General features: G+C 64.4%; 18 protein-coding genes, 1 other RNA gene and 1 riboswitch. Of the genes, 9 read left to right on the top strand and 10 right to left on the bottom strand.

The features are described from left to right. Positions 1–52 precede the first annotated feature (52 nt). The 3 genes from cysD to cobA all read left to right on the top strand — a co-directional run bounded on the left by cysD (position 53) and on the right by cobA (position 3198). Positions 53–1015, top strand: coding sequence for a sulfate adenylyltransferase subunit CysD (gene cysD, locus HWY30_RS08355; protein WP_090803401.1), 963 nt, complete (start codon positions 53–55; stop codon positions 1013–1015). 24 nt (positions 1016–1039) lie between these two features. Beyond that, a complete protein-coding gene (locus HWY30_RS08350; RefSeq protein WP_090803403.1) occupies positions 1040–2356 on the top strand; it encodes a sulfate adenylyltransferase subunit 1 in 1317 nt (438 codons plus the stop codon). An 86-nt stretch (positions 2357–2442) separates the two neighbouring features. Beyond that, positions 2443–3198: a uroporphyrinogen-III C-methyltransferase gene (cobA, locus tag HWY30_RS08345; RefSeq protein ID WP_090803404.1), complete on the top strand. Its 756-nt coding sequence runs from the start codon at positions 2443–2445 to the stop codon at positions 3196–3198. 57 nt (positions 3199–3255) lie between these two features. Here the strand turns inward: cobA and HWY30_RS08340 are convergent, their stop codons facing one another. From HWY30_RS08340 to lptF, 3 genes are read right to left on the bottom strand one after another with little or no spacing between them, the layout of a single operon-like run. After that, on the bottom strand, positions 3256–3636 hold the full coding sequence (locus HWY30_RS08340; protein ID WP_018419678.1) for a sirohydrochlorin chelatase: 381 nt from the start codon (positions 3634–3636) through the stop codon (positions 3256–3258). Positions 3637–3675: 39 nt separating this feature from the next. Further along, positions 3676–4824, bottom strand: a complete 1149-nt coding sequence (gene lptG / locus HWY30_RS08335; RefSeq protein WP_090803406.1) for an LPS export ABC transporter permease LptG — start codon at positions 4822–4824, stop codon at positions 3676–3678. A 3-nt stretch (positions 4825–4827) separates the two neighbouring features. Further along, positions 4828–5925, bottom strand: a complete 1098-nt coding sequence (lptF, locus tag HWY30_RS08330) for an LPS export ABC transporter permease LptF (protein WP_090803407.1) — start codon at positions 5923–5925, stop codon at positions 4828–4830. Between the two features lie 139 nt (positions 5926–6064). On the opposite strand from lptF, the gene HWY30_RS08325 reads away from it, so the two are divergent. The 3 genes from HWY30_RS08325 to HWY30_RS08315 all read left to right on the top strand — a co-directional run bounded on the left by HWY30_RS08325 (position 6065) and on the right by HWY30_RS08315 (position 8960). Next, positions 6065–7576: a leucyl aminopeptidase gene (locus HWY30_RS08325; RefSeq protein WP_090803409.1), complete on the top strand. Its 1512-nt coding sequence runs from the start codon at positions 6065–6067 to the stop codon at positions 7574–7576. Between the two features lie 52 nt (positions 7577–7628). Further along, on the top strand, positions 7629–8045 hold the full coding sequence (locus HWY30_RS08320) for a DNA polymerase III subunit chi (protein WP_018419682.1): 417 nt from the start codon (positions 7629–7631) through the stop codon (positions 8043–8045). A gap of 84 nt (positions 8046–8129) precedes the next feature. Next, positions 8130–8960, top strand: a complete 831-nt coding sequence (locus HWY30_RS08315) for a DUF2486 family protein (RefSeq protein WP_090803411.1) — start codon at positions 8130–8132, stop codon at positions 8958–8960. 24 nt (positions 8961–8984) lie between these two features. Here the strand turns inward: HWY30_RS08315 and HWY30_RS08310 are convergent, their stop codons facing one another. Together HWY30_RS08310 and ilvD are read right to left on the bottom strand one after the other, a co-directional pair. Next, complete coding sequence (locus HWY30_RS08310) at positions 8985–9323, bottom strand: c-type cytochrome (protein ID WP_090803412.1); 339 nt, start codon at positions 9321–9323, stop codon at positions 8985–8987. Between the two features lie 147 nt (positions 9324–9470). After that, positions 9471–11144, bottom strand: coding sequence for a dihydroxy-acid dehydratase (gene ilvD / locus HWY30_RS08305; protein ID WP_090803414.1), 1674 nt, complete (start codon positions 11142–11144; stop codon positions 9471–9473). Positions 11145–11302: 158 nt separating this feature from the next. Between ilvD and HWY30_RS08300 the strand changes: the two genes are divergently transcribed. After that, complete coding sequence (locus HWY30_RS08300) at positions 11303–12289, top strand: LysR family transcriptional regulator (protein ID WP_090803415.1); 987 nt, start codon at positions 11303–11305, stop codon at positions 12287–12289. 60 nt (positions 12290–12349) lie between these two features. After that, the gene (gene lgt / locus HWY30_RS08295; protein ID WP_090803416.1) at positions 12350–13255 is read left to right on the top strand and encodes a prolipoprotein diacylglyceryl transferase; all 906 of its coding nucleotides are present in this window, start codon (positions 12350–12352) and stop codon (positions 13253–13255) included. 94 nt (positions 13256–13349) lie between these two features. Here the strand turns inward: lgt and HWY30_RS08290 are convergent, their stop codons facing one another. The 5 genes from HWY30_RS08290 to HWY30_RS08270 all read right to left on the bottom strand — a co-directional run bounded on the left by HWY30_RS08290 (position 13350) and on the right by HWY30_RS08270 (position 15837). Further along, positions 13350–14075 (bottom strand): SIMPL domain-containing protein, encoded by a 726-nt coding sequence (locus HWY30_RS08290; RefSeq protein WP_090803418.1) that lies wholly within the window; start codon positions 14073–14075, stop codon positions 13350–13352. A gap of 243 nt (positions 14076–14318) precedes the next feature. Then, complete coding sequence (locus HWY30_RS08285) at positions 14319–14777, bottom strand: EVE domain-containing protein (protein WP_090803419.1); 459 nt, start codon at positions 14775–14777, stop codon at positions 14319–14321. 141 nt (positions 14778–14918) lie between these two features. After that, positions 14919–15100: non-coding RNA, 6S RNA (gene ssrS, locus HWY30_RS08280), on the bottom strand. A gap of 66 nt (positions 15101–15166) precedes the next feature. Then, complete coding sequence (locus tag HWY30_RS08275; RefSeq protein ID WP_018419691.1) at positions 15167–15481, bottom strand: cell division protein ZapA; 315 nt, start codon at positions 15479–15481, stop codon at positions 15167–15169. Then, positions 15478–15837, bottom strand: a complete 360-nt coding sequence (locus tag HWY30_RS08270) for an ATPase (RefSeq protein WP_090803421.1) — start codon at positions 15835–15837, stop codon at positions 15478–15480. The genes HWY30_RS08275 and HWY30_RS08270 overlap by 4 nt, the downstream gene beginning before the upstream one ends. Positions 15838–16057: 220 nt before the next feature. After that, positions 16058–16322, top strand: a riboswitch (cobalamin riboswitch). 90 nt (positions 16323–16412) lie between these two features. Between HWY30_RS08270 and HWY30_RS08265 the strand changes: the two genes are divergently transcribed. Then, entirely contained in the window at positions 16413–18359 is a 1947-nt protein-coding gene (locus HWY30_RS08265; protein ID WP_090803422.1) for a TonB-dependent receptor domain-containing protein, read from the top strand. The last annotated feature ends 31 nt before the right edge of the window (positions 18360–18390 follow it).

Raw genomic sequence — 18390 nt, 5'->3', positions numbered from 1 at the left:
ATTTTCGCCCGTGCGAGCAGCGCTTGCCGGGCGAACCAACGAAGGACCCGCTATGAGCACCACGCTCGATTCCACTGTCAACGCTCCACTTGCCAACACGGTCAACCGGATGGATCACCTCGATTGGCTCGAAGCCGAGTCGATTCACATCCTGCGCGAACTGGTCGCCGAATGCAGCAAGCCGGCGCTGCTGTTTTCGGGCGGCAAGGATTCCGTCGTGGTGCTCGCGCTCGCACTGAAGGCGTTCGGCCTCGGTGCGAACCGCAAAACGCAGCTACCGTTCCCGCTCGTGCATATCGACACGGGCCACAACTACGACGAAGTGATCGACTTCCGCGATCGTCGCGCGCAACAGATCGGCGCGGAACTGGTGGTCGGCCATGTTGAAGATTCGATCAAGCGCGGCACCGTGCGTCTGCGTCGCGAAACGGATTCGCGCAATGCCGCGCAGGCGGTGACGCTGCTCGAAACCATCGAGCAGTACGGTTACACCGCGATGATCGGCGGCGCGCGCCGCGACGAGGAAAAGGCCCGCGCGAAAGAGCGCATCTTCTCGTTCCGTGACGAATTCGGCCAGTGGGACCCGAAGGCGCAGCGCCCGGAACTGTGGAGCCTGTACAACGCGCGTCTGCACAACGGCGAACACATGCGCGTGTTCCCGATCTCGAACTGGACCGAGCTCGACGTGTGGCAGTACATCGCGCGTGAACAGCTCGAACTGCCGTCCATCTACTACGCGCACCAGCGCGAGATCGTGCGCCGCAACGGCCTGCTCGTGCCGGTCACGCCGCTCACGCCGATGCGCGAAGGTGAAACGAGCGAACAGGCGCTCGTGCGTTTCCGCACGGTCGGCGACATCAGCTGCACGTGCCCGGTCGAAAGCGACGCGGACGTCATCGAGAAGATCATCGCCGAGACGGCCGTCACCGAAATCACGGAACGCGGCGCGACGCGGATGGACGACCAGGTGTCGGAAGCGGCGATGGAGCAGCGCAAGAAGCAGGGTTATTTCTAAGCACACGACGAAGGCAAAGCAACCATGAGCAGTATTCATCAACCAGAAGACCTCGGCGTGCTGCGTTTCATCACCGCGGGCAGCGTCGACGACGGCAAGAGCACGCTGATCGGCCGCCTGCTGTACGACAGCAAGGCGGTATTGAGCGACCAGCTCTCGGCGCTGTCGCGCGCGAAGAACAAGCGCACCGTCGGCGACGAAATCGATCTGTCGCTGTTGACCGACGGCCTCGAAGCCGAGCGCGAGCAGGGCATCACGATCGATGTCGCCTACCGCTACTTCGCCACCGCCAAGCGTAAGTTCATCATCGCCGATACGCCGGGTCATGAGCAGTACACGCGCAACATGGTGACGGGCGCGTCGACCGCGCATGCGGCGATCATTCTCGTCGACGCGACGCGCGTGACGTTCGAAAACGGCGTCGCGCAACTGCTGCCGCAAACCAAGCGTCATAGCGCGATCGTCAAGCTGCTCGGTCTGCAGCACGTGATCGTCGCGATCAACAAGATGGACCTCGTCGACTACAGCGAAGCGCGCTTCAACGAGATCCGCGACGCCTACGTCGAGCTCGCGCGTCACCTCGGTCTGCAGGACGTGCGCTTCGTGCCGGTGTCGGCGCTGAAGGGCGACAACATCGTCACGGCGAGCGAGCGCATGCCGTGGTACGCGGGCGAGCCGCTACTCGACGTGCTCGAAGCGCTGCCGGTCGAAACCGCGAACGGCGAGGCGCTGCGCTTTCCAGTGCAGTGGGTCGCGCGCCAGGACGGCAGCCGGGCCGACGATTTCCGCGGCTACATGGGCCGGGTCGAATCGGGCGAAGTGAAGCTCGGCGACACGATCGTCGTGTTGCCGGCCAATCGCGAAGCGACCGTGGCGGAGATCATCGCGCCGGTGGTCGGCGGCACCGCGCAGGTGGACCGTGCGTTCGCCGGTCAGACGGTGACGATCCGTCTCGCGGAAGACGTCGACGTGTCGCGCGGCGACACCTTCGTGCTGCGCGAAGCGGCGCCGGAGCCGGCGAAGAAGGTCGAAGCGGACCTCTGCTGGTTCGACGACACGCCGCTGTCGACGCAGCGCAAGTATCTGCTGAAGCAGACCACCAGCACGGTGTTCGCCAAGATCGGCGCGATCAAGGAAGTGCTCGACGTGCATACGCTGTCGCAGGCGACCGATCGCAAGGAACTGGCGATGAACGATATCGGTCGTGTCGCGCTGACCTTGCAGAAGCCGCTCGTGTGCGACGCGTACGACTCGCATCAGGGCACCGGCGCGTTCGTGCTGATCGACGAGGCGACGAACCACACGGTCGCCGCCGGCATGATCCGCGCGTTTTCCGCCTGAGCACGGCAAGGCTAGCAGGCGACGGACGGCCCACACAGGCGGCGCAACGCGCCGCCGCGTACGCTCCAACGAACAGGTTGATGTCAATGGGTAAGGTTTATCTGATCGGCGCGGGACCCGGTGCCGCGGACCTGATTACGGTGCGCGGCGCGCGGCTGCTCGGCGCCGCCGACGTCGTGCTGCACGACGCGCTGGTCGAGCCGGCGATGCTCGACTACGCGCCCGCGCGCGCGAAGCGCATTGCGGTCGGCAAGCGCTGCGGCCAGCTATCGACGGCCCAGCAGTTCATCAACAAGCAGATCGTCGATGCGGCTTTGGAGCACGACGTGGTCGTGCGTTTGAAGGGCGGCGATCCGATGCTGTTCGGCCGCGCCGACGAAGAGATGCGCGCGCTCGAAGCCGCGGGCATCGAGTATGAAGTCGTGCCGGGTATCACCGCCGCGCTGGCGAGCGCGGCCACGCTGAAGCGTTCGCTGACGCTGCGCGGCGTGTCGCGCAGCGTCGCGCTCGCGACGTTCAGCCGCGCGCCAGGTTCCGATGAGATCCGCGAGCAGGTCAACGCCGATTCGCTGGTGTTCTACATGGGCCGCGACAGCGGCGTCGAAATCGCGCAGCAACTGATCGATGCTGGCAAGCCCGCGACGACGCCCGTGGCGATCGTCGAGGCGTGCAGCACGCCGCGCGAACGCATGCTGACGCTGACGTTGGAAGATCTTGCGGCCGGCGAAGCGCAGCGCTGGGTCGATGCGTCGCAGCCGAGTCTGTTGATGATCGGCGAGGCGTTCGCGGCGCGGCAGACCGAGGCGAAGCGTTCGTCGAATGGGATGCTGGTCGCGGCCTGAATATCCTCGGCAGGGCCGAGCCGAGAGCGGCGAATCTGAGCAATCAGAACGAAAAAATCAGAGCTGCCGCAGGCAATACTGCGCGAGCGCATCCAGCACCGAATCATCCTCGCCGACCGCCACCGCGCAGCGAATCTCGACACCGGGATGCGCGGCGCGGCAATGATCGACGATCGCGGGCAAATCCTTGCGGACATGACCGCCTTGCCCGAAGAACACCGGCACCACGGTGATCGCATCGCAGCCTTGCGTGACGAGTTGCGCGACGGCCGTCGGCAGGTCGGGCTCCATCAGTTCGAGAAAGGCGAGCGTAACCGCAGGAGCTTCGCCCGTCGCCGCGCGCGCGGCGCGCAGCTTGTCGGCGAGCCGTTCGAACGGCTCGCGCCAGCGCGCATCGCGCGCGCCGTGGCCAAACAGAATCAGTCCGTGCATAGCCATCGCATCAGCTCCTTGACGATGCCCCTCAACGCACTGGCGTTAGTGCCGGTCGACCCACTTCAACCCGACGAGCCCCAGCACCAGGTAGACGAGCCCAGGTGTCGCCGCGGTCAACGGCGCGGGCCACGTATTGAGCGTGCCGATATGCGAGAACAGCGTGTTGAACAGCTGGAAGCTCATGCCGAGCATGATGCCGCCGAACACCTTCACGCCGACCACGCCCGCGCGCGTATGCAGATACGCGAACGGCAGCGACAGCACCAGCATCACGAACACCGCGAACGGATACAGCACCTTGCGCCACAGCGCGATTTCATAGCGCTGCGTGTCCTGATGGTTTTCGGTCAGATGCTGGATATAGCGGAACAGATTGAACATCGACATCCGGTCCGGCGACACCAGCAGCACCGACAGGATCTGCGGCGTCAGCTCCGAGCGCAGCGAATACTCGGGCAGCGTGACCTGTTTCGCGCGATAGACCGGATTGAGCGCATCTGCCGGCGTACCCGGAGCGGGGGCCACGTCGAGCAGTTGCGTATCGGTCACGCCGGTCAGCAGCCAGTGGCCCGGCGGCTGATAGCGGCCGCTCTTCGCGATGCGAATGTTCGTCAGGCGGAACTTCGAATCGAATTCGTAGATGCGCACGTTGCTGATCGTCGCGTCGGGCTTCAGTTCGCCGACGTTGACGAAGCGCGTGACCTGCTCGCCGTCGGCGCGCTCGGTCAGCGTGTCCTTGACCCACACTCCCGACTGGAAGTTGCTCGACACCGACGAGCCGAGCGCCTCGAGCCGCACGCGCTCGGAGAGCTGATCCGTATACGGGCCGACCACTTCGCCGATCAGATAGGTGACGATCACGAGCGGAATGCCGATCTTCAGCAGCGAGCGCAGCGCCTGATTCGTCGCGAGGCCTGATACGCGGAAGATCGTGTATTCGGAGTTCGCCGCCATCTGCGCGAACACGTAGATCGCGCTGATCAGCGCCGCGACCGGAATGATTTCGTAGAAACGCGACGGCGTTTGCAGCGCGACGCGCAGCACCGCGTACTGAAACTTGTAGTTGCCGTGGCCGACCGAGTTCAGTTCGTTGATCAGGTCGAAGAAGAAGAACAGACCTGAAAATGCAAACAGGATGAACACGAACGTGAGATAGATCTGACGCGCGAAATACCTTTCATAAATGCGCATCGCTCAGGCTCCCTGCGAACGGCTGAACATGGCGCGCGTAAATAGCGGCCGGTTGCGCACCCGCATCCAGAAGATGAACGCGACGATCCCGAGCACGATCACGTGCAGGATCACGAGCCCGACGCCGAACGACATCTTGCCCTGCTCGATCCACGCCTGCACGACGTTCAGCAGATTCGAATAAGTGAGGTAGATCAACACGGCCATCACGAGGTTGATCGTGCGGCTGCGCCGCGGGTTCTGGTGCGCGAGCGGAATGGCGAGCAGCATCAGGTTGATCGCGATCAACGGAAGACCCGCGCGCCACGCGAATTCGGCGAGGTTCTCTTTAGTGGGATTGCGCAGCAGCGTGAGCGTCGGCAAGCCGGTGGTGGTCGGCGTATTGACGACCGGCTGGCTCTGGATCTTCACGCCGTAGCGCTCGAACTCCATGATGCGGAAATCGGGGTGGCCCGGTTCGCCGTCGTAGCGGCGGCCGTTTTCCAGCACGACGAAGCGGTCGCCGTTCTTGTGCGTCTCGATGTGGCCGTTCTTCGACACCACGACGTTGACCTTGCCGCCCTCGGTGCTCGTCACGAACACGTTTTCCACATGCCCCTGGTCGGGCGACATCTTCTCGATGAAGAACACGCGATGCGTGGTCGGCGATTCGCGGAACTGCCCCGGCGCGAGCAGCGAGACTTCGTCGCGCTGCTGGAAGCGCGCCCGGATCAGCTTGCTCTGCTGGTTCGACCACGGCCAGCCGACGAACACGAAGAACATGATCAGGATGATGATCGGCGTGGCGAAAATGCCGATCGGCTTGATGAATTGCGTGAGACTGACGCCCGAGGACAGCCACACGACCATCTCGGAGTCCTTGTACCAGCGCGTGAGCACGAACAGGATCGACACGAACAGCGTCGCGACGAGCATGATGGCCAGATAGCCGATCACGGTGAGGCCGATCAGGACCAGCACGTCGCGCGGGTCGACCTCGCCCGAGGCCGCGAAGCCGACGATGCGGATCATCATCGTCGTCAGCACGAGCGTGAGGAGAACCATGAACACGGCGCCAGCCGTGTACGCGAGCTCGCGCTGGAGGGAGCGTTCAAAGATCATTGTTGATGACGAGAGGGGGCGCTCACGGCGACGCGCGGGTGTTCGTTCCCGTCACGCCTCCGGTGCAGCCGCCGCGGGAAAAATAGCGGATAATTGCGGCTTTCATCTTAAGCCCAGATTTTATCCGAGGACAAGCGCGATGGACTTTAGCATAAAAGCCTGTGATTGGACCAAAGGCTCGACGAACGGTTTCCTGACGGGGAAATCCGATTGCATCGTGATCGGTGTGTTCGAGTCGCAAACGCTGTCGGGCGCCGCGCTGGAGATCGACGCGGCCACCAAGGGCCTGCTCACGCGCGTCATCAAGGCAGGCGACATGGACGGCAAGGCGGGCACCACGCTGTTCCTGCACGAGGTGTCGGGCATCGGCGCGTCGCGCGTGCTGCTCGTCGGGCTCGGCAAACAGGACGCTTTCAGTCAGAAAGCCTACGGCGAGGCGGTCCGCGCCGCATGGCGCGCGCTGCTCGGCACGAAGATCGTGCAGGTCACGTTCACGCTCGCGCAACTGCCGGTGCTCGAACGCACGGCCGACTGGTGCGTGCGCGCCGCGATCCTCGCGCTGCGCGAGCTGACCTACCGCTTCACGCAAATGAAGAGCAAGCCGGAGAACACGCCGCGCGCGTTGAAGCGCATCGTGTTCAGCGTCAACACCGGTGACGAGAAGGCCGCCAAGCTCGCCGCCAGGCAGGGCGCCGCGCTCGCCAACGGCATGGACCTGACGCGCGAGCTCGGCAATCTGCCGAGCAACGTCTGCACGCCGACCTATCTGGCGAACACCGCGAAGAAGCTCGCGAAAGACTGGAAGCTGAAGGTCGAGGTGCTCGGCGAGAAACAGTGTGAAGCGCTGAAGATGGGCTCGTTCCTGTCGGTCACCGCGGGCGCGGTCGAGCCGGCGCAGTTCATCGTGCTGCAGTACCAGGGCGCCGCCGCGAAGGCCGCGCCGGTCGTGCTGGTCGGCAAGGGCGTCACGTTCGACACGGGCGGCATCTCGCTGAAGCCGGGCGAGGACATGGACGAGATGAAGTACGACATGTGCGGCGCGGGCTCGGTGCTCGGCACGCTGCGCGCGGTCGCCGAGATGGGCCTGAAGATCAACGTGGTCGGCATCATTCCGGCCGTCGAGAACATGCCGTCGGGCACGGCCACCAAGCCGGGCGACATCGTCACCAGCATGAAGGGCCTCACGATCGAGGTGCTGAACACCGACGCCGAGGGCCGCCTGATTCTGTGCGACGCGCTCACCTACGCGGAGCGCTTCAAGCCGGCCGCGGTCATCGACATCGCGACGCTGACGGGCGCCTGCATCATCGCGCTCGGCCATCACAACAGCGGCCTGTTCTCGAAGGACGACGCGCTCGCGGGCGAACTGCTCGACGCGTCGCGCGAAGCGGCCGACCCGGCATGGCGCCTGCCGCTCGACGACGAGTACCAGGACCAGCTGAAGTCGAACTTCGCGGACGTCGCGAATATCGGCGGGCGTCCGGCGGGCAGCGTGACGGCCGCGTGCTTCCTGTCGCGTTTCACGGATTCGTACCCGTGGGCGCATCTCGACATCGCCGGCACCGCGTGGAAGAGCGGCACCGCGAAGGGCGCGACGGGCCGTCCGGTGCCGCTGCTCGCGCAGTTCCTGATCGACCGCGCCGGCCAATGACGCGGTGCGGTAAGCGCGCGCACGGCGCGCGGCAAGCGGGGCGGAGCGGCCGATGACGAGAATCGACTTTCACTCGAACGTCGGCGATTCGCTGCTGTACGCGTGTCGCCTCGTGCGCAAGGCGTATCTGGCGGGCCAGCCGCTCGTCGTGCTGGCCGAGCCCGCGCGCCTGCGCGCCTTCGACGAAATGCTGTGGACCTTCTCGCCGCTCGACTTCGTGCCGCACTGCATGGCAGGCACGCCGCTTGCCGCCGACACGCCCGTCGTGCTGGCCACGAATCTCGACGACGTGCCGCATCATCAGGTGCTGCTCAATCTGGGCGCAACGGTTCCGGCGCAGTTCGCGCGCTTCGAAAGATTGCTCGAAGTGGTCGGTAACGCACACGAGGAACTCGCTGCGGGCCGCGAGCGCTATCGCTTCTATCGCGATCGCGGCTATGCTTTGAACAACTACAAGCAGGGCGGCTAGTTCGTTGCGCTGCGCGTCATGGCCGCGAGGAACGCGGCATGCGGACCGCCTGCCCTGGCTTCGACTCAAACACGGAGAGCGCACGTGTCCGATCCCCACGACAATTCGATTCCGGTCCTGAACGAGGTCCTCGTGCCGGGCCGCGCGCGCGAGACGCGCGAGGCGTCGACCGATGCCGCCGCGCCTGCATCCCAGCCGGGCGCCGAGCCCGCAAGCCCAGCGGTCGCGCAACCGGCGGCGGTGCCCGAGGCCGCTTCCCGCACGGAGCCCGCGTTCGTGCCACCGCCCGCGCATCGAGCCGACCCGACGCTGGCGCCCGAGCCGGTACTCGCGCCCCAACCGGTGCCCACGCCCGAGCAACTGAGTTCGCCGGAGCCCGTGCTCGTGCCGGAGCCGATGCCGACGCGAGAAGCCCCGCATGCGGCGGAGCATGAGCCTCTCGCGCAGACCGAGCTTCATCAGCCGCACGTGGCTGATCACACGCACCCGAGAAAACACGCACGGCCGCATCACGGCATTCATGTGCGACATGGGCATGACGACTTGCATGATGACTTGCGTGAGGACGTGGAGGTGTCGCCCGGCGTGTTCGATCGTACCGAGCCCTTCATACCGCTCGAAGCCGGCGCGACCGTGCCGCCGGATATCGACCATGAAGGCGCGCACGAAGGCGCTCCCGCTCAGCCCACGCTCGATGCCGACGCGCTCGCCGCACGTTTGCACGGACGCTTCCAGCGTTTTCTGACGGGCGAGGGGCGCGGCATCATCGAGGCGCGCTGCCGTGATGCAGTGCAGCAGCAAACGAGTCTGCTCGTGAGTCAGATCACGCGCGAGGTCGCGCAGACGCTCGAAGCCGAGATGACCGATTGGGTACGTGAAGCGGTGGAAGAAGAAATCGCGCGGCGCTCGCGTTGACGCCGCGGTGACCTGAGAGCGCCGTTATTTGAGCGTCAGCACCCAAGCCGCCAGCGTGGCCGCCTGATCGGGCGTCAGTTGCGTGTTCGCGGGCATCGGCACGGTTCCCCATACGCCGGTGCCGCCATCGAGGATCTTGCGCTTCAGATAGGTCGCGGCGTCTTCGCGTCCCGCATAACGGATAGCAACGTCGTGCAGCGCCGGCCCCATGAACGGGCGAGTGACCGAGTGGCAGCTCATGCAGTTCTTCTGCTGGGCGAGCGCGAGCCCGGCTGTTTCGGCACGGGCTGCGGGACTGGCGGCGCTCAATGCGGCGGCGAGCGCAACAGTGGCTGCCACGGCCGCGTACGACATCGATTTCATTATGGTCTCCGCCAGTGCAGATGCCCGGCTCGTGGTGCACGCATTATAAGAGCAAAGGGGCGCACGGATTTTCGTGCGCCCCTTGCGTTTTCGCGTAACGTGGCGGCGGGTTATCCCTGTCGGGGCGGGCCACGCCGGCCGTGGTCATTACCCCGTCACTGCCCCTCGATTCGCCGGCTGCGCGAGCGCGAAATACTTGGCCATCACGCCGCGTGTGTAGCGCGGCTTCGGCGCCTGCCATGCGGCGCGGCGGCGCTGCAGCTCGGCATCGTCGATGTTCAGTTGCAGCAGCAGCTGGTGCGCGTCGATCGTGATCGAATCGCCTTCCTGCACGAGCGCGATCGTGCCGCCGACGAACGCCTCCGGCGCGACGTGCCCAACCACCATGCCCCAGGTGCCGCCCGAGAAGCGGCCGTCGGTGATGAGCCCGACCGATTCGCCGAGCCCCTTGCCGATGATCGCCGAGGTCGGCGCGAGCATTTCCGGCATGCCGGGGCCGCCCTTCGGGCCAAGATAGCGCAGCACGACGACGTCGCCGGCGACGATCCTGTCGGCGAGGATCGCTTCGAGCGCGCTCTGCTCGTCGTCGAACACGCGCGCCGGGCCCGTGATGACGGGGTTCTTGAGCCCGGTGATCTTGGCGACCGCGCCGTCTTCGGCCAGATTGCCCTTCAGGATCGCGAGATGGCCTTCGGCGTAGAGCGCCTTGTCGATCGGGAAGATCACCTGCTGATCGCTGCGCGGCTTGGCTGGTACGTCCTTCAACTCCTCGGCGATCGTTTTGCCGGTGATCGTCATGCAATCGCCGTGCAGAAGCCCGGCGTCGAGCAGGATCTTCAGCACCTGCGGAATGCCGCCCGCCTTGTGCAGATCGGTGGCGACGTACTGCCCCGACGGCTTCAGGTTGCAGATCACCGGCACTTTTTTGCGCATGCGCTCGAAGTCCTCGATCGTCCATTCGATCTCGGCCGCGTGCGCGATCGCCAGGTAGTGCAGCACCGCGTTGGTCGAGCCGCCGGTCGCCATGATCAAGGCAACCGCGTTTTCGATCGACTGCTTCGTGATGATGTCGCGCGGCTTCAGATCCTTCTTGACGGCTTCGACGAGCACACGCGCCGATTCGGCGGCCGAGTCGACCTTCTCCTGGTCGGGATTCGCCATCGTCGACGAATACATGAGCGACATGCCGAGCGCCTCGAACGACGAGCTCATCGTATTGGCCGTGTACATGCCGCCGCACGAACCGGTCGACGGACACGCATTTTTCTCGATGCCCTCGAAATCCTCCTGCGACATGCGGCCCGCCGTGAATTCGCCGACCGCCTCGAACGACGACACGATCGTCAGATCGGTGCCTTTCCAGTTGCCCGGCCGGATCGTGCCGCCGTACACGTAGATGCCCGGCACGTTCATGCGCGCGAGGCCGATCATGCCGCCCGGCATGTTCTTGTCGCAGCCGCCGATCACGACCACGCCGTCCATCCATTGCCCTTGCACGCAGGTCTCGATGCAATCGGCGATCACCTCGCGCGACACGAGCGAGTACTTCATGCCCTCGGTGCCCATCGACATGCCGTCCGAGATCGTCGGCGTGCCGAAGGTCTGCGGGTTCGCGTCGGCGCGCCTGATCGCGGTGACGGCCGCGTCGGCGAGACGCTGCAGGCCGGCGTTGCACGGCGTAATCGTCGAGTGGCCGTTGGCGACGCCGATCATCGGTTTGTCGAAATCCTCCTTCTGGTAGCCGAGCGCGTAGTACATCGAGCGATTCGGTGAACGCGCGATGCCTTGCGTGATGTTCTTCGAACGACGGTTGTAGGCCATGGGGAGCTCCAGTCTGGCTGTTCTGATGAAAGCGCGCGGCGGCGTGCGCGCGCGCATCCGTTCAGTGTAGTTCCGCCAGACCGTGCAAACCGGCGGTTTTGCGTGACACGCGTCGTGTGTATTATTCGCGGTTGTTCAGGTCGTAAAATATATCAATCATGCTGCCGACGATCCCCGACCTGCGCCAGTTGCGCTATTTCGTCACCGTCGCCGAGGAAAAGCACTTCGGGCGCGCGGCCGCGCGTCTGTCGATGACGCAGCCGCCGCTGTCGCAGGCGATCCGCGCGCTCGAGGAGACGCTCGGCGTCGAGCTGTTCGCGCGTACCAAGCGCTCGGTCGAGTTGACGGCGGTCGGCGCCGATCTGTTGCCGGAGGTGCAGCGGCTGCTCGCGGCCGCGGAAGGGCTCAGGCCGCTCGCGCAGAGCCTCGCGCGCGGCGAGGCGGGCGTGCTGTCGCTCGCGTTCGTGTCGACTGCGGATTACGGCCTACTGCCGCTGCTGCTGCGCGATTTCGGCGCGCGGCATCCGCGCGTGCGGCTCGAACTGACCGAGGCGACCAGCGACGTGCAGGTCGAGGAACTGGTGGCCGGGCGTATCGACGCGGGTCTGGTGATCGCGCCGCTGCCGTCGCGGCATGCGGCGCAGCTGTCGTGGCTGCCGATCGCGCGCGAGCCGCTCGTGATCGCGATGTCGACGGAGATGGCGCAAGGCTTGCGGGGCAGCGTGAACGCAAACGGCAAGGGCAGCGCCGCCGAAGACCCCGCCGCCGAATGGCTCGACATGCCCGTCAGCCTGCGCGATGTCGCCGACGCGCCGCTCGTGATCTTCCCAAGGCGTCTCGCGCCAGGCTTTTATGACATCATTATGGATTGCTACGGCGTTGCGGGCCTCGCGCCACGGATCGGCCAGGAGGCGATCCAGATGCAGACCATCGTGAGTCTCGTGTCGGCCGGCATGGGCGTCGCGCTGGTGCCGCAATCGTTGCGTAACCTGCGGCGCACGGGCGTCGTGTACCGGCCGCTGTCCGAGTCGGTGCCCGCGATCGAGACGGGCCTCGTCTGGCGCAGCGACGAGGTCAGCCCGGTGCTGGCGGGCTTCATTGACATCGTGCGCGCGCATGCGGCGAGCGTCGCGTCGCGTGTCTAGATCCCGCTTCTGATTCCCTGTAAAAACTGCTTTCGAACCTGAACTGCCCATAACTACACGATGCTCATTCACCCCAATTTCGACCCTGTCGCCATCCATCTGGGGCCGCTCGCCGTGCGCTGGTATGGCTTGATGTACCTCGTCGCATTCGTCGCGGCGATCGTCGTCGCCCGGTTGCGGCTGCGGCTGCCGTACGTCGCCGCGCAAGGCTGGACCGCGAAGGATATCGACGACATGCTGTTCTACGGCGTGCTAGGTACGATCCTCGGCGGCCGGCTCGGCTATGTGCTGTTCTACAAGGCGAGCTTTTATTTCGCGCATCCGCTCGACATCTTCAAGGTGTGGGAAGGCGGCATGTCGTTTCACGGCGGCTTTCTCGGCGTGACGATCGCGATGATGCTGTTCGCTTATCAGCGCAAGCGCTCGTGGCTGCAAGTCACCGACTTCGTCGCGCCGATGGTGCCCACGGGCCTCGCGGCGGGGCGCCTCGGCAACTTCATCAACGGCGAGCTGTGGGGCCGCGTGACCGATCCGTCGGCGCCGTGGGCGATGCTGTTTCCCGGCGCCGCGCCTGACGACGCCACATGGCTCGCCACGCATCCGCAACTGGCCGCGCAATGGCATCTGAACGAAGTGTTCGCGCAATATCACATGCTGCCGCGACATCCGTCGGAGCTGTACGAGATCGCGCTCGAAGGCGTGGCGCTGTTCTTCGTGCTGATCTTTTTCTCGCGCAAACCGAAGCCGCTCGGCGCGATTTCCGCGATGTTCCTGATCGGCTACGGCCTGGCGCGCTTCACGGTCGAATTCGCGCGCGAGCCGGACGATTTCCTCGGCCTGCTCGCGATGGGGCTGTCGATGGGTCAATGGCTGTCGCTGCCCATGATTCTCGCGGGCATCGGCCTGATGGTGTGGGCGTATCGCCGTGGGCGTCGCGAGCAGGCGCAGGCGGTTGGCGCGAACTGAGCGGCGCTCGGCTAGCGTAGCGAGTGTTGCATGAAAAAACGCCACGGCATCGATGGATGCCGTGGCGTTTTCTGTTTGGGCTTGCGCTTGCGCGTCACTTCATCTGCACCGACCCCGACACGTTGACCGTCACCGTCGACGTGCCGCCTTCGAGCGACAGCGGCGCGCTCTTCGCGTCGGCGCCCATCGCGCGTGCGCTCATCATCATCATCGGACGCGGCATCACGCCGCTGTGACTCACGTTGACCTCGCGGATCGAATAGCTGCTAAAGCCGAACGCCTGCGAGGACGCCGCGGCCTGCTCGCGAAACGATTTGATCGCCTCGCCGCTGAGCCGCTGTTCGGCCGCGCGCTGCGCTTGCGGCGACAGCGAGAAACGCACGTTGCCAACCTGCATGATCGATGCCATCTGTCCGGCGAGCTTCGATGCCGCGGCGAAGTCGCGCGATTCGAGCACGACTTCCGTGCGGCCGCGCCACGTCGTGATGCGTCCGTCGCGGTCCGTCGACGGGAAGATCGAGAACGCGCCCGAGCGCGCGGTCACGCCGCTGACGCCGCGCGCTTTCTGCAATGCCGCGTCGGCGCGTTCGTTCAGCGTCGACGTCAGCGACGACGGCTCGCTCGCTTCCTGCTCGTAAAACAGCGTGATTTCGACTTCGTCCTGGGGGACTTCCGCGCTCGCCTGCGCATTCAGCGACAGCACGCCCGAGGGCTGCGGCATCATGGTCTGCGCTCGAGCGGTCGCAGGGTTCAGTGCGAGTGCCACAGGCGCGCCCAAGGCGAGCGCAAGTGCGAGGGACCGTGCGGTTTTTGTCGTCATGACTGGAATCCTTTTGAACAGGTTGTGCACGTTCGACGCGAGCGCCGGGTAGTGGCGCGCGGTTTGACGGATGCGCTGGTGAATGCATCGGCTTGCCGTCGAGCGGCCGGTTCGAGTTCACGCTTTCGTCGACCGATTAGGCGCGTTTTACCGACGCTTGGTTCCCCAATTAGTGCTTCGCCGCCGCATCGGAAACGATGACCTGGATGCGATCACGACAGGTGCCGCGTCGCGCGTTCGCCCTTAAACCAGCTGTTTAGTGATGAAGCGCCATTCGGCTTCGGTCACCGGCGTGATCGACAGGCGATTGCCTTTGGCGAGCACGCGCATGTCCTGCAATTCGGCATGCTCGCGCAGCGCGGCAAGCGGAATCAGCCCGATTTTCTTCTTGAACACGACGTCGACGAGCATCCAGCGCGGCGTTTCCGGCGACGATTTCGCGTCGTAGTACGGACTCTTTTTATCGAACTGCGTAGGGTCCGGATACGCGGTCGACGAGACCTCCGCGATGCCCGCGATGCCGGGCTCCGGACAGCTCGAATGATAGAAGAGCACGCCGTCGCCGACCTGCATCACGTCGCGCATGAAGTTGCGCGCCTGATAGTTGCGTACGCCGGTCCACGGCAAGGTGCGATGAGGTGCGTTGGCGAGGTCGTCGATGCTTGCTTCGTCCGGTTCGGACTTCATCAGCCAGTAGCGCATGAATCGGAGTGAGCGTGTGAGATTGAACGAAGCGCAACAACAGCAGGCGCGTACGGAAAAGCCCCTGAAAAAGGCGCTCAAACGAAAAAACGACGACCAAAGAAAAACGGCATCGAACCGAAGTCCGATGCCGTTCCAGATAAGGTCCCCGCCTTAGCCGCTAGGCCGGCATCCTGAACCGAGGGTTCAGAATTGGTCGCAGTTAGCAACACTTCGGGTACATCAGACTGAGTGACGCGCACACCCGTGCTACAAATTTCCGCAACCGTGCACATGGCATTGGTTCAAGGAATGTATGACCTTGGCGAACCAGGCAGGGAAGCTAAACCGATGAAGCTACAACCCAAACCGTTCAACACGTGACCGATTCGAAACCGGCCCACTACTGCTTACTGCAAGCTGTACTGCTCGATCACAGTACCTAGCTGTTCGTTCATTTGTTGCATTGTACGCCGGATTTCTTCAGCGGGAAATGCTTCTCCGTGTCGCACGCTGCTTTGCAGCTTAAGCAGTTCCGATGCCAGCGACAGCGCAGCCATCACCGCGATGCGATCGGTGCCGCGCACGTTGCTGCCGCTGCGGATTTTCTTCATCTCGGCGTCGACGCGCGCGACCGCCTCGAGCAGCGCGCCTTCCGTTTCCGGCGAGCAGGCAAGACGATAGGGTACTTCGAGAATCGATACTTCGATCTGCTTGGTGGTCATGCGCTTTCTCCGTGTCGGCTCACGTCGCTTTCCGCTTCCTCGTGTCCGGGCTGGGCGGACTCGAGCAGATCGAGCTGGTTATCCGGTTCGCTGCTCGCGCGTGCGCGCGGCAATTTTTCGAGAATCGCATTCAGGCGCACCTGAGCGTCGTCGATCTTGGCGGACAGCGCGTCGCGTTCCGCCTGCAGTGCGTCGCGCTCTTCGCGCAATTGCGCGAGTTCCGCATGCGTGGCTTGCACTTCGGCACGCGTTTGCGCGAGCTGCTCTTCGAGCGCGAGCCGCGCTTCGTTGTGGCGCTGGCTGATCGCAATCAGCTTGCCGATGTTCTGGGAGAGTGATTCGAGTTCGGTGAGCATGTGCTGCGTCCTCTAAAGACATCGCATTTTAGCGCGGAATATTACAGGTTCCGACAATTGTCTCGTTTCGAGACGTAACAGCATCGCTACGTGCAGGTTCGTTGCGTGTCGTGTCGTCGACCATAAGGTAAAAAACCGGTAATCCATCGGACAATAACCTGCATTCAACAGAACCGATTGCGCTCCGGTTGACCTTTCTTGACGCCCCGCGAGGCCGCTCGTAAACTTCCCGCACTCTGGTGCCCGCGCGCGCTTCTCGGCGCGCGCAGTTAAACGGGAAGCAGGACGCGCGCGGTGCCAAAACCGGATGCGCGAACCTGCGCTGCCCCCGCAACGGTAAGCGACCGCATGTGATGTGCTCATGCAGGTCGGTCCTGGTCGCAAGGTTGGAAGTTCAACGTGCGAGTGTGCCACTGCGCGTCACGCGTGGGAAGGCGGGATCGATGTGTCGTAGCCCGGATACCGGCCAGAAAAGAGGGACGTCCCCCGCGAAAACGTTGAACAAGGGGACGCCTCGTGACGCGTCGGCCTGCGGGGAAGCAGGCCGCGCACGCTATCCACAGGAATGTCATCCCATGCTGTCCCCCATCGCCCGCGCAACGCTGCTCGCGTTCGCGAGCCTGCCGCTCGTCGTGCATGCGCAAAGCGCCGAGCCTGCATCCGCGTCCGCGACGCCGTATTCGTCTTCATCGTCCGCCACGGATGCTACCGCCGCAAACGCTGCAATCGCTGCCAATGCCGCCTCCGCCGATGCGTCGGGCAGCGTGCTGTCGCCGATCGTCGTGACCGCGCAACGCGGACCGCAAGCGTTGCGCGATGCGATCCCGCAGACCACGCAGTTCGATCAGCAGGACATCGCCGACACGACCGCGACCGATCTGCCCGGCCTGTTGCAACTCGCGCCAGGCGCGCAAATCTCGCGCACGGGTGGCCCCGGTTCGACCACGAGCCTCTTTCTGCGCGGCGCATCGTCGACGCAATCGCTGCTGCTGATCGACGGCGTGCGCGTCGATTCGGTGAGTCTCGGCTCAGCTCAACTCGCACAGATTCCGCTCGATCAGGTCGATCACGTCGAAGTGGTGAACGGCAACGTGTCGGCGTTGTATGGCTCGGGCGCGATCGGCGGCGTCGTGCAGGTGTTCACGAAAGACGGCGGCGATCATCCGCCGCGTTTCAATTTTTCGGTCGGCTACGGCAGCTATCGCACGCAGACGCAAACAGCCGGCGTGAACGGCGCGCTCGATCAGGACGGCCGCACGACTTTCAATATTTCGCTCGCGCGCACGAAGGACGACGGCTTTTCGTCGCTCAATCCGCTCGAGGCGCCGAACGCGAATCCGAACGCAAACGGCAATCTGAACGAGAGCATCAGCGCGTCGCTGCGTCACAAGTTCACCGACAGGTGGGACGCGGGCGTCAGCTACTTCCAGTCGAACAACGACAACAGCTACGACAATGCGTACGGCGAGCCCACCGATCTGAACAATCTCTATAGCAAGGTGCGTCAGGTGTCGGTATTCGCGAACGGCAAGCTGACCGACTGGTGGACCACCCACGTCACGCTCGCCGAAGGCGACGACCGCAGCGTGTCGAACACCAATGGCATCTACAACGGCCGCTTCGATACCGACAATCGCCAGTACACGTGGCAGAACGATTTCGCGCTCGCCGCGAACCAGAAGCTGCAACTCGGCTACGAGCATCTCGACCAGACGCTCGACTCCGACACGTTCGCCGCGCCCGACCGTCGCGTCGATTCGGTCTTCGCGGGCTACAGCGCGCGCTTCGGCCGCAACCAGATTCAGGCCAACGTGCGACGCGACCAGTACTCCGATTTCGGTGGGGCGAACAGTTACTATCTCGGCTACGGATTCGACATCACGTCGCGCTGGAAGGTAACCGCAAGCTATTCGGATGCGTTCCGCGCGCCGAGCTTCGACGATCTGTACTATCCGATCAGCGGCAACCCGTCGATCCAACCCGAGCGCAGTCATTCGGTCGAAGCCGGTTTGCAGTACGCGACCGATGCGCTCGGCGTGATGCGACTGAACGCATTCCAGACGCGCTATACGAATCTGATCGACTACGTGCAGACGATCCCCGGCATCTACCTCGCGGAGAACGTCGGCCGTGCGAAGGTGCAGGGACTCGAGGGATCGTGGAGCGGTCATGTCGGCAAGACCGACGTGCGCGCAACGGTGACGCTGCAGAACCCGGTCGATCTCGACAACGGTACCGACCTCGTGCGGCGCGCGCGTCGGTTCGGGTCGTTCGCGGTGAACCGCAGCATCGGTGGCTGGCGGGTTGGCGGCGAGTGGATCGTCAGCGGTCCGCGCACCGATAGCACCGGCAACCTCGGCGGTTATGGCATCGTGAATCTGTCGGCGCGCTACAACGTCACCAAAGCTTGGTACGTCAGTGCGCAAATCGACAATCTGTTCAACAAGGATTATGAAACGGCCTACTCGTATAACTCGCCGCGACGCGGTGCGTATCTCACGCTCGGCTGGCAGCAGCAGTGACGCGCGCGCCGGGGTGGCCGCATGCGTGAGC

The organism is Paraburkholderia tuberum STM678 (assembly GCF_902833905.1).
GTDB lineage: Bacteria > Pseudomonadota > Gammaproteobacteria > Burkholderiales > Burkholderiaceae > Paraburkholderia > Paraburkholderia tuberum.
This window is presented reverse-complemented; position numbering and strand designations above follow the sequence as displayed.

Coding starts and splice junctions, on each gene's coding strand:
- HWY30_RS08300 (WP_090803415.1), top strand. CDS start 11,303: ATGCTGCCGACGATCCCCGACCTGCGCCAGTTGCGCTATTTCGTCACC.
- ilvD (WP_090803414.1), bottom strand. CDS start 11,144: ATGGCCTACAACCGTCGTTCGAAGAACATCACGCAAGGCATCGCGCGT.
- HWY30_RS08285 (WP_090803419.1), bottom strand. CDS start 14,777: ATGCGCTACTGGCTGATGAAGTCCGAACCGGACGAAGCAAGCATCGAC.
- HWY30_RS08340 (WP_018419678.1), bottom strand. CDS start 3,636: ATGGCTATGCACGGACTGATTCTGTTTGGCCACGGCGCGCGCGATGCG.
- lptF (WP_090803407.1), bottom strand. CDS start 5,925: ATGATCTTTGAACGCTCCCTCCAGCGCGAGCTCGCGTACACGGCTGGC.
- cobA (WP_090803404.1), top strand. CDS start 2,443: ATGGGTAAGGTTTATCTGATCGGCGCGGGACCCGGTGCCGCGGACCTG.
- lgt (WP_090803416.1), top strand. CDS start 12,350: ATGCTCATTCACCCCAATTTCGACCCTGTCGCCATCCATCTGGGGCCG.
- lptG (WP_090803406.1), bottom strand. CDS start 4,824: ATGCGCATTTATGAAAGGTATTTCGCGCGTCAGATCTATCTCACGTTC.
- HWY30_RS08325 (WP_090803409.1), top strand. CDS start 6,065: ATGGACTTTAGCATAAAAGCCTGTGATTGGACCAAAGGCTCGACGAAC.
- HWY30_RS08310 (WP_090803412.1), bottom strand. CDS start 9,323: ATGAAATCGATGTCGTACGCGGCCGTGGCAGCCACTGTTGCGCTCGCC.
- HWY30_RS08320 (WP_018419682.1), top strand. CDS start 7,629: ATGACGAGAATCGACTTTCACTCGAACGTCGGCGATTCGCTGCTGTAC.
- cysD (WP_090803401.1), top strand. CDS start 53: ATGAGCACCACGCTCGATTCCACTGTCAACGCTCCACTTGCCAACACG.
- HWY30_RS08270 (WP_090803421.1), bottom strand. CDS start 15,837: ATGCTCACCGAACTCGAATCACTCTCCCAGAACATCGGCAAGCTGATT.
- HWY30_RS08275 (WP_018419691.1), bottom strand. CDS start 15,481: ATGACCACCAAGCAGATCGAAGTATCGATTCTCGAAGTACCCTATCGT.
- HWY30_RS08265 (WP_090803422.1), top strand. CDS start 16,413: ATGCTGTCCCCCATCGCCCGCGCAACGCTGCTCGCGTTCGCGAGCCTG.
- HWY30_RS08350 (WP_090803403.1), top strand. CDS start 1,040: ATGAGCAGTATTCATCAACCAGAAGACCTCGGCGTGCTGCGTTTCATC.
- HWY30_RS08290 (WP_090803418.1), bottom strand. CDS start 14,075: ATGACGACAAAAACCGCACGGTCCCTCGCACTTGCGCTCGCCTTGGGC.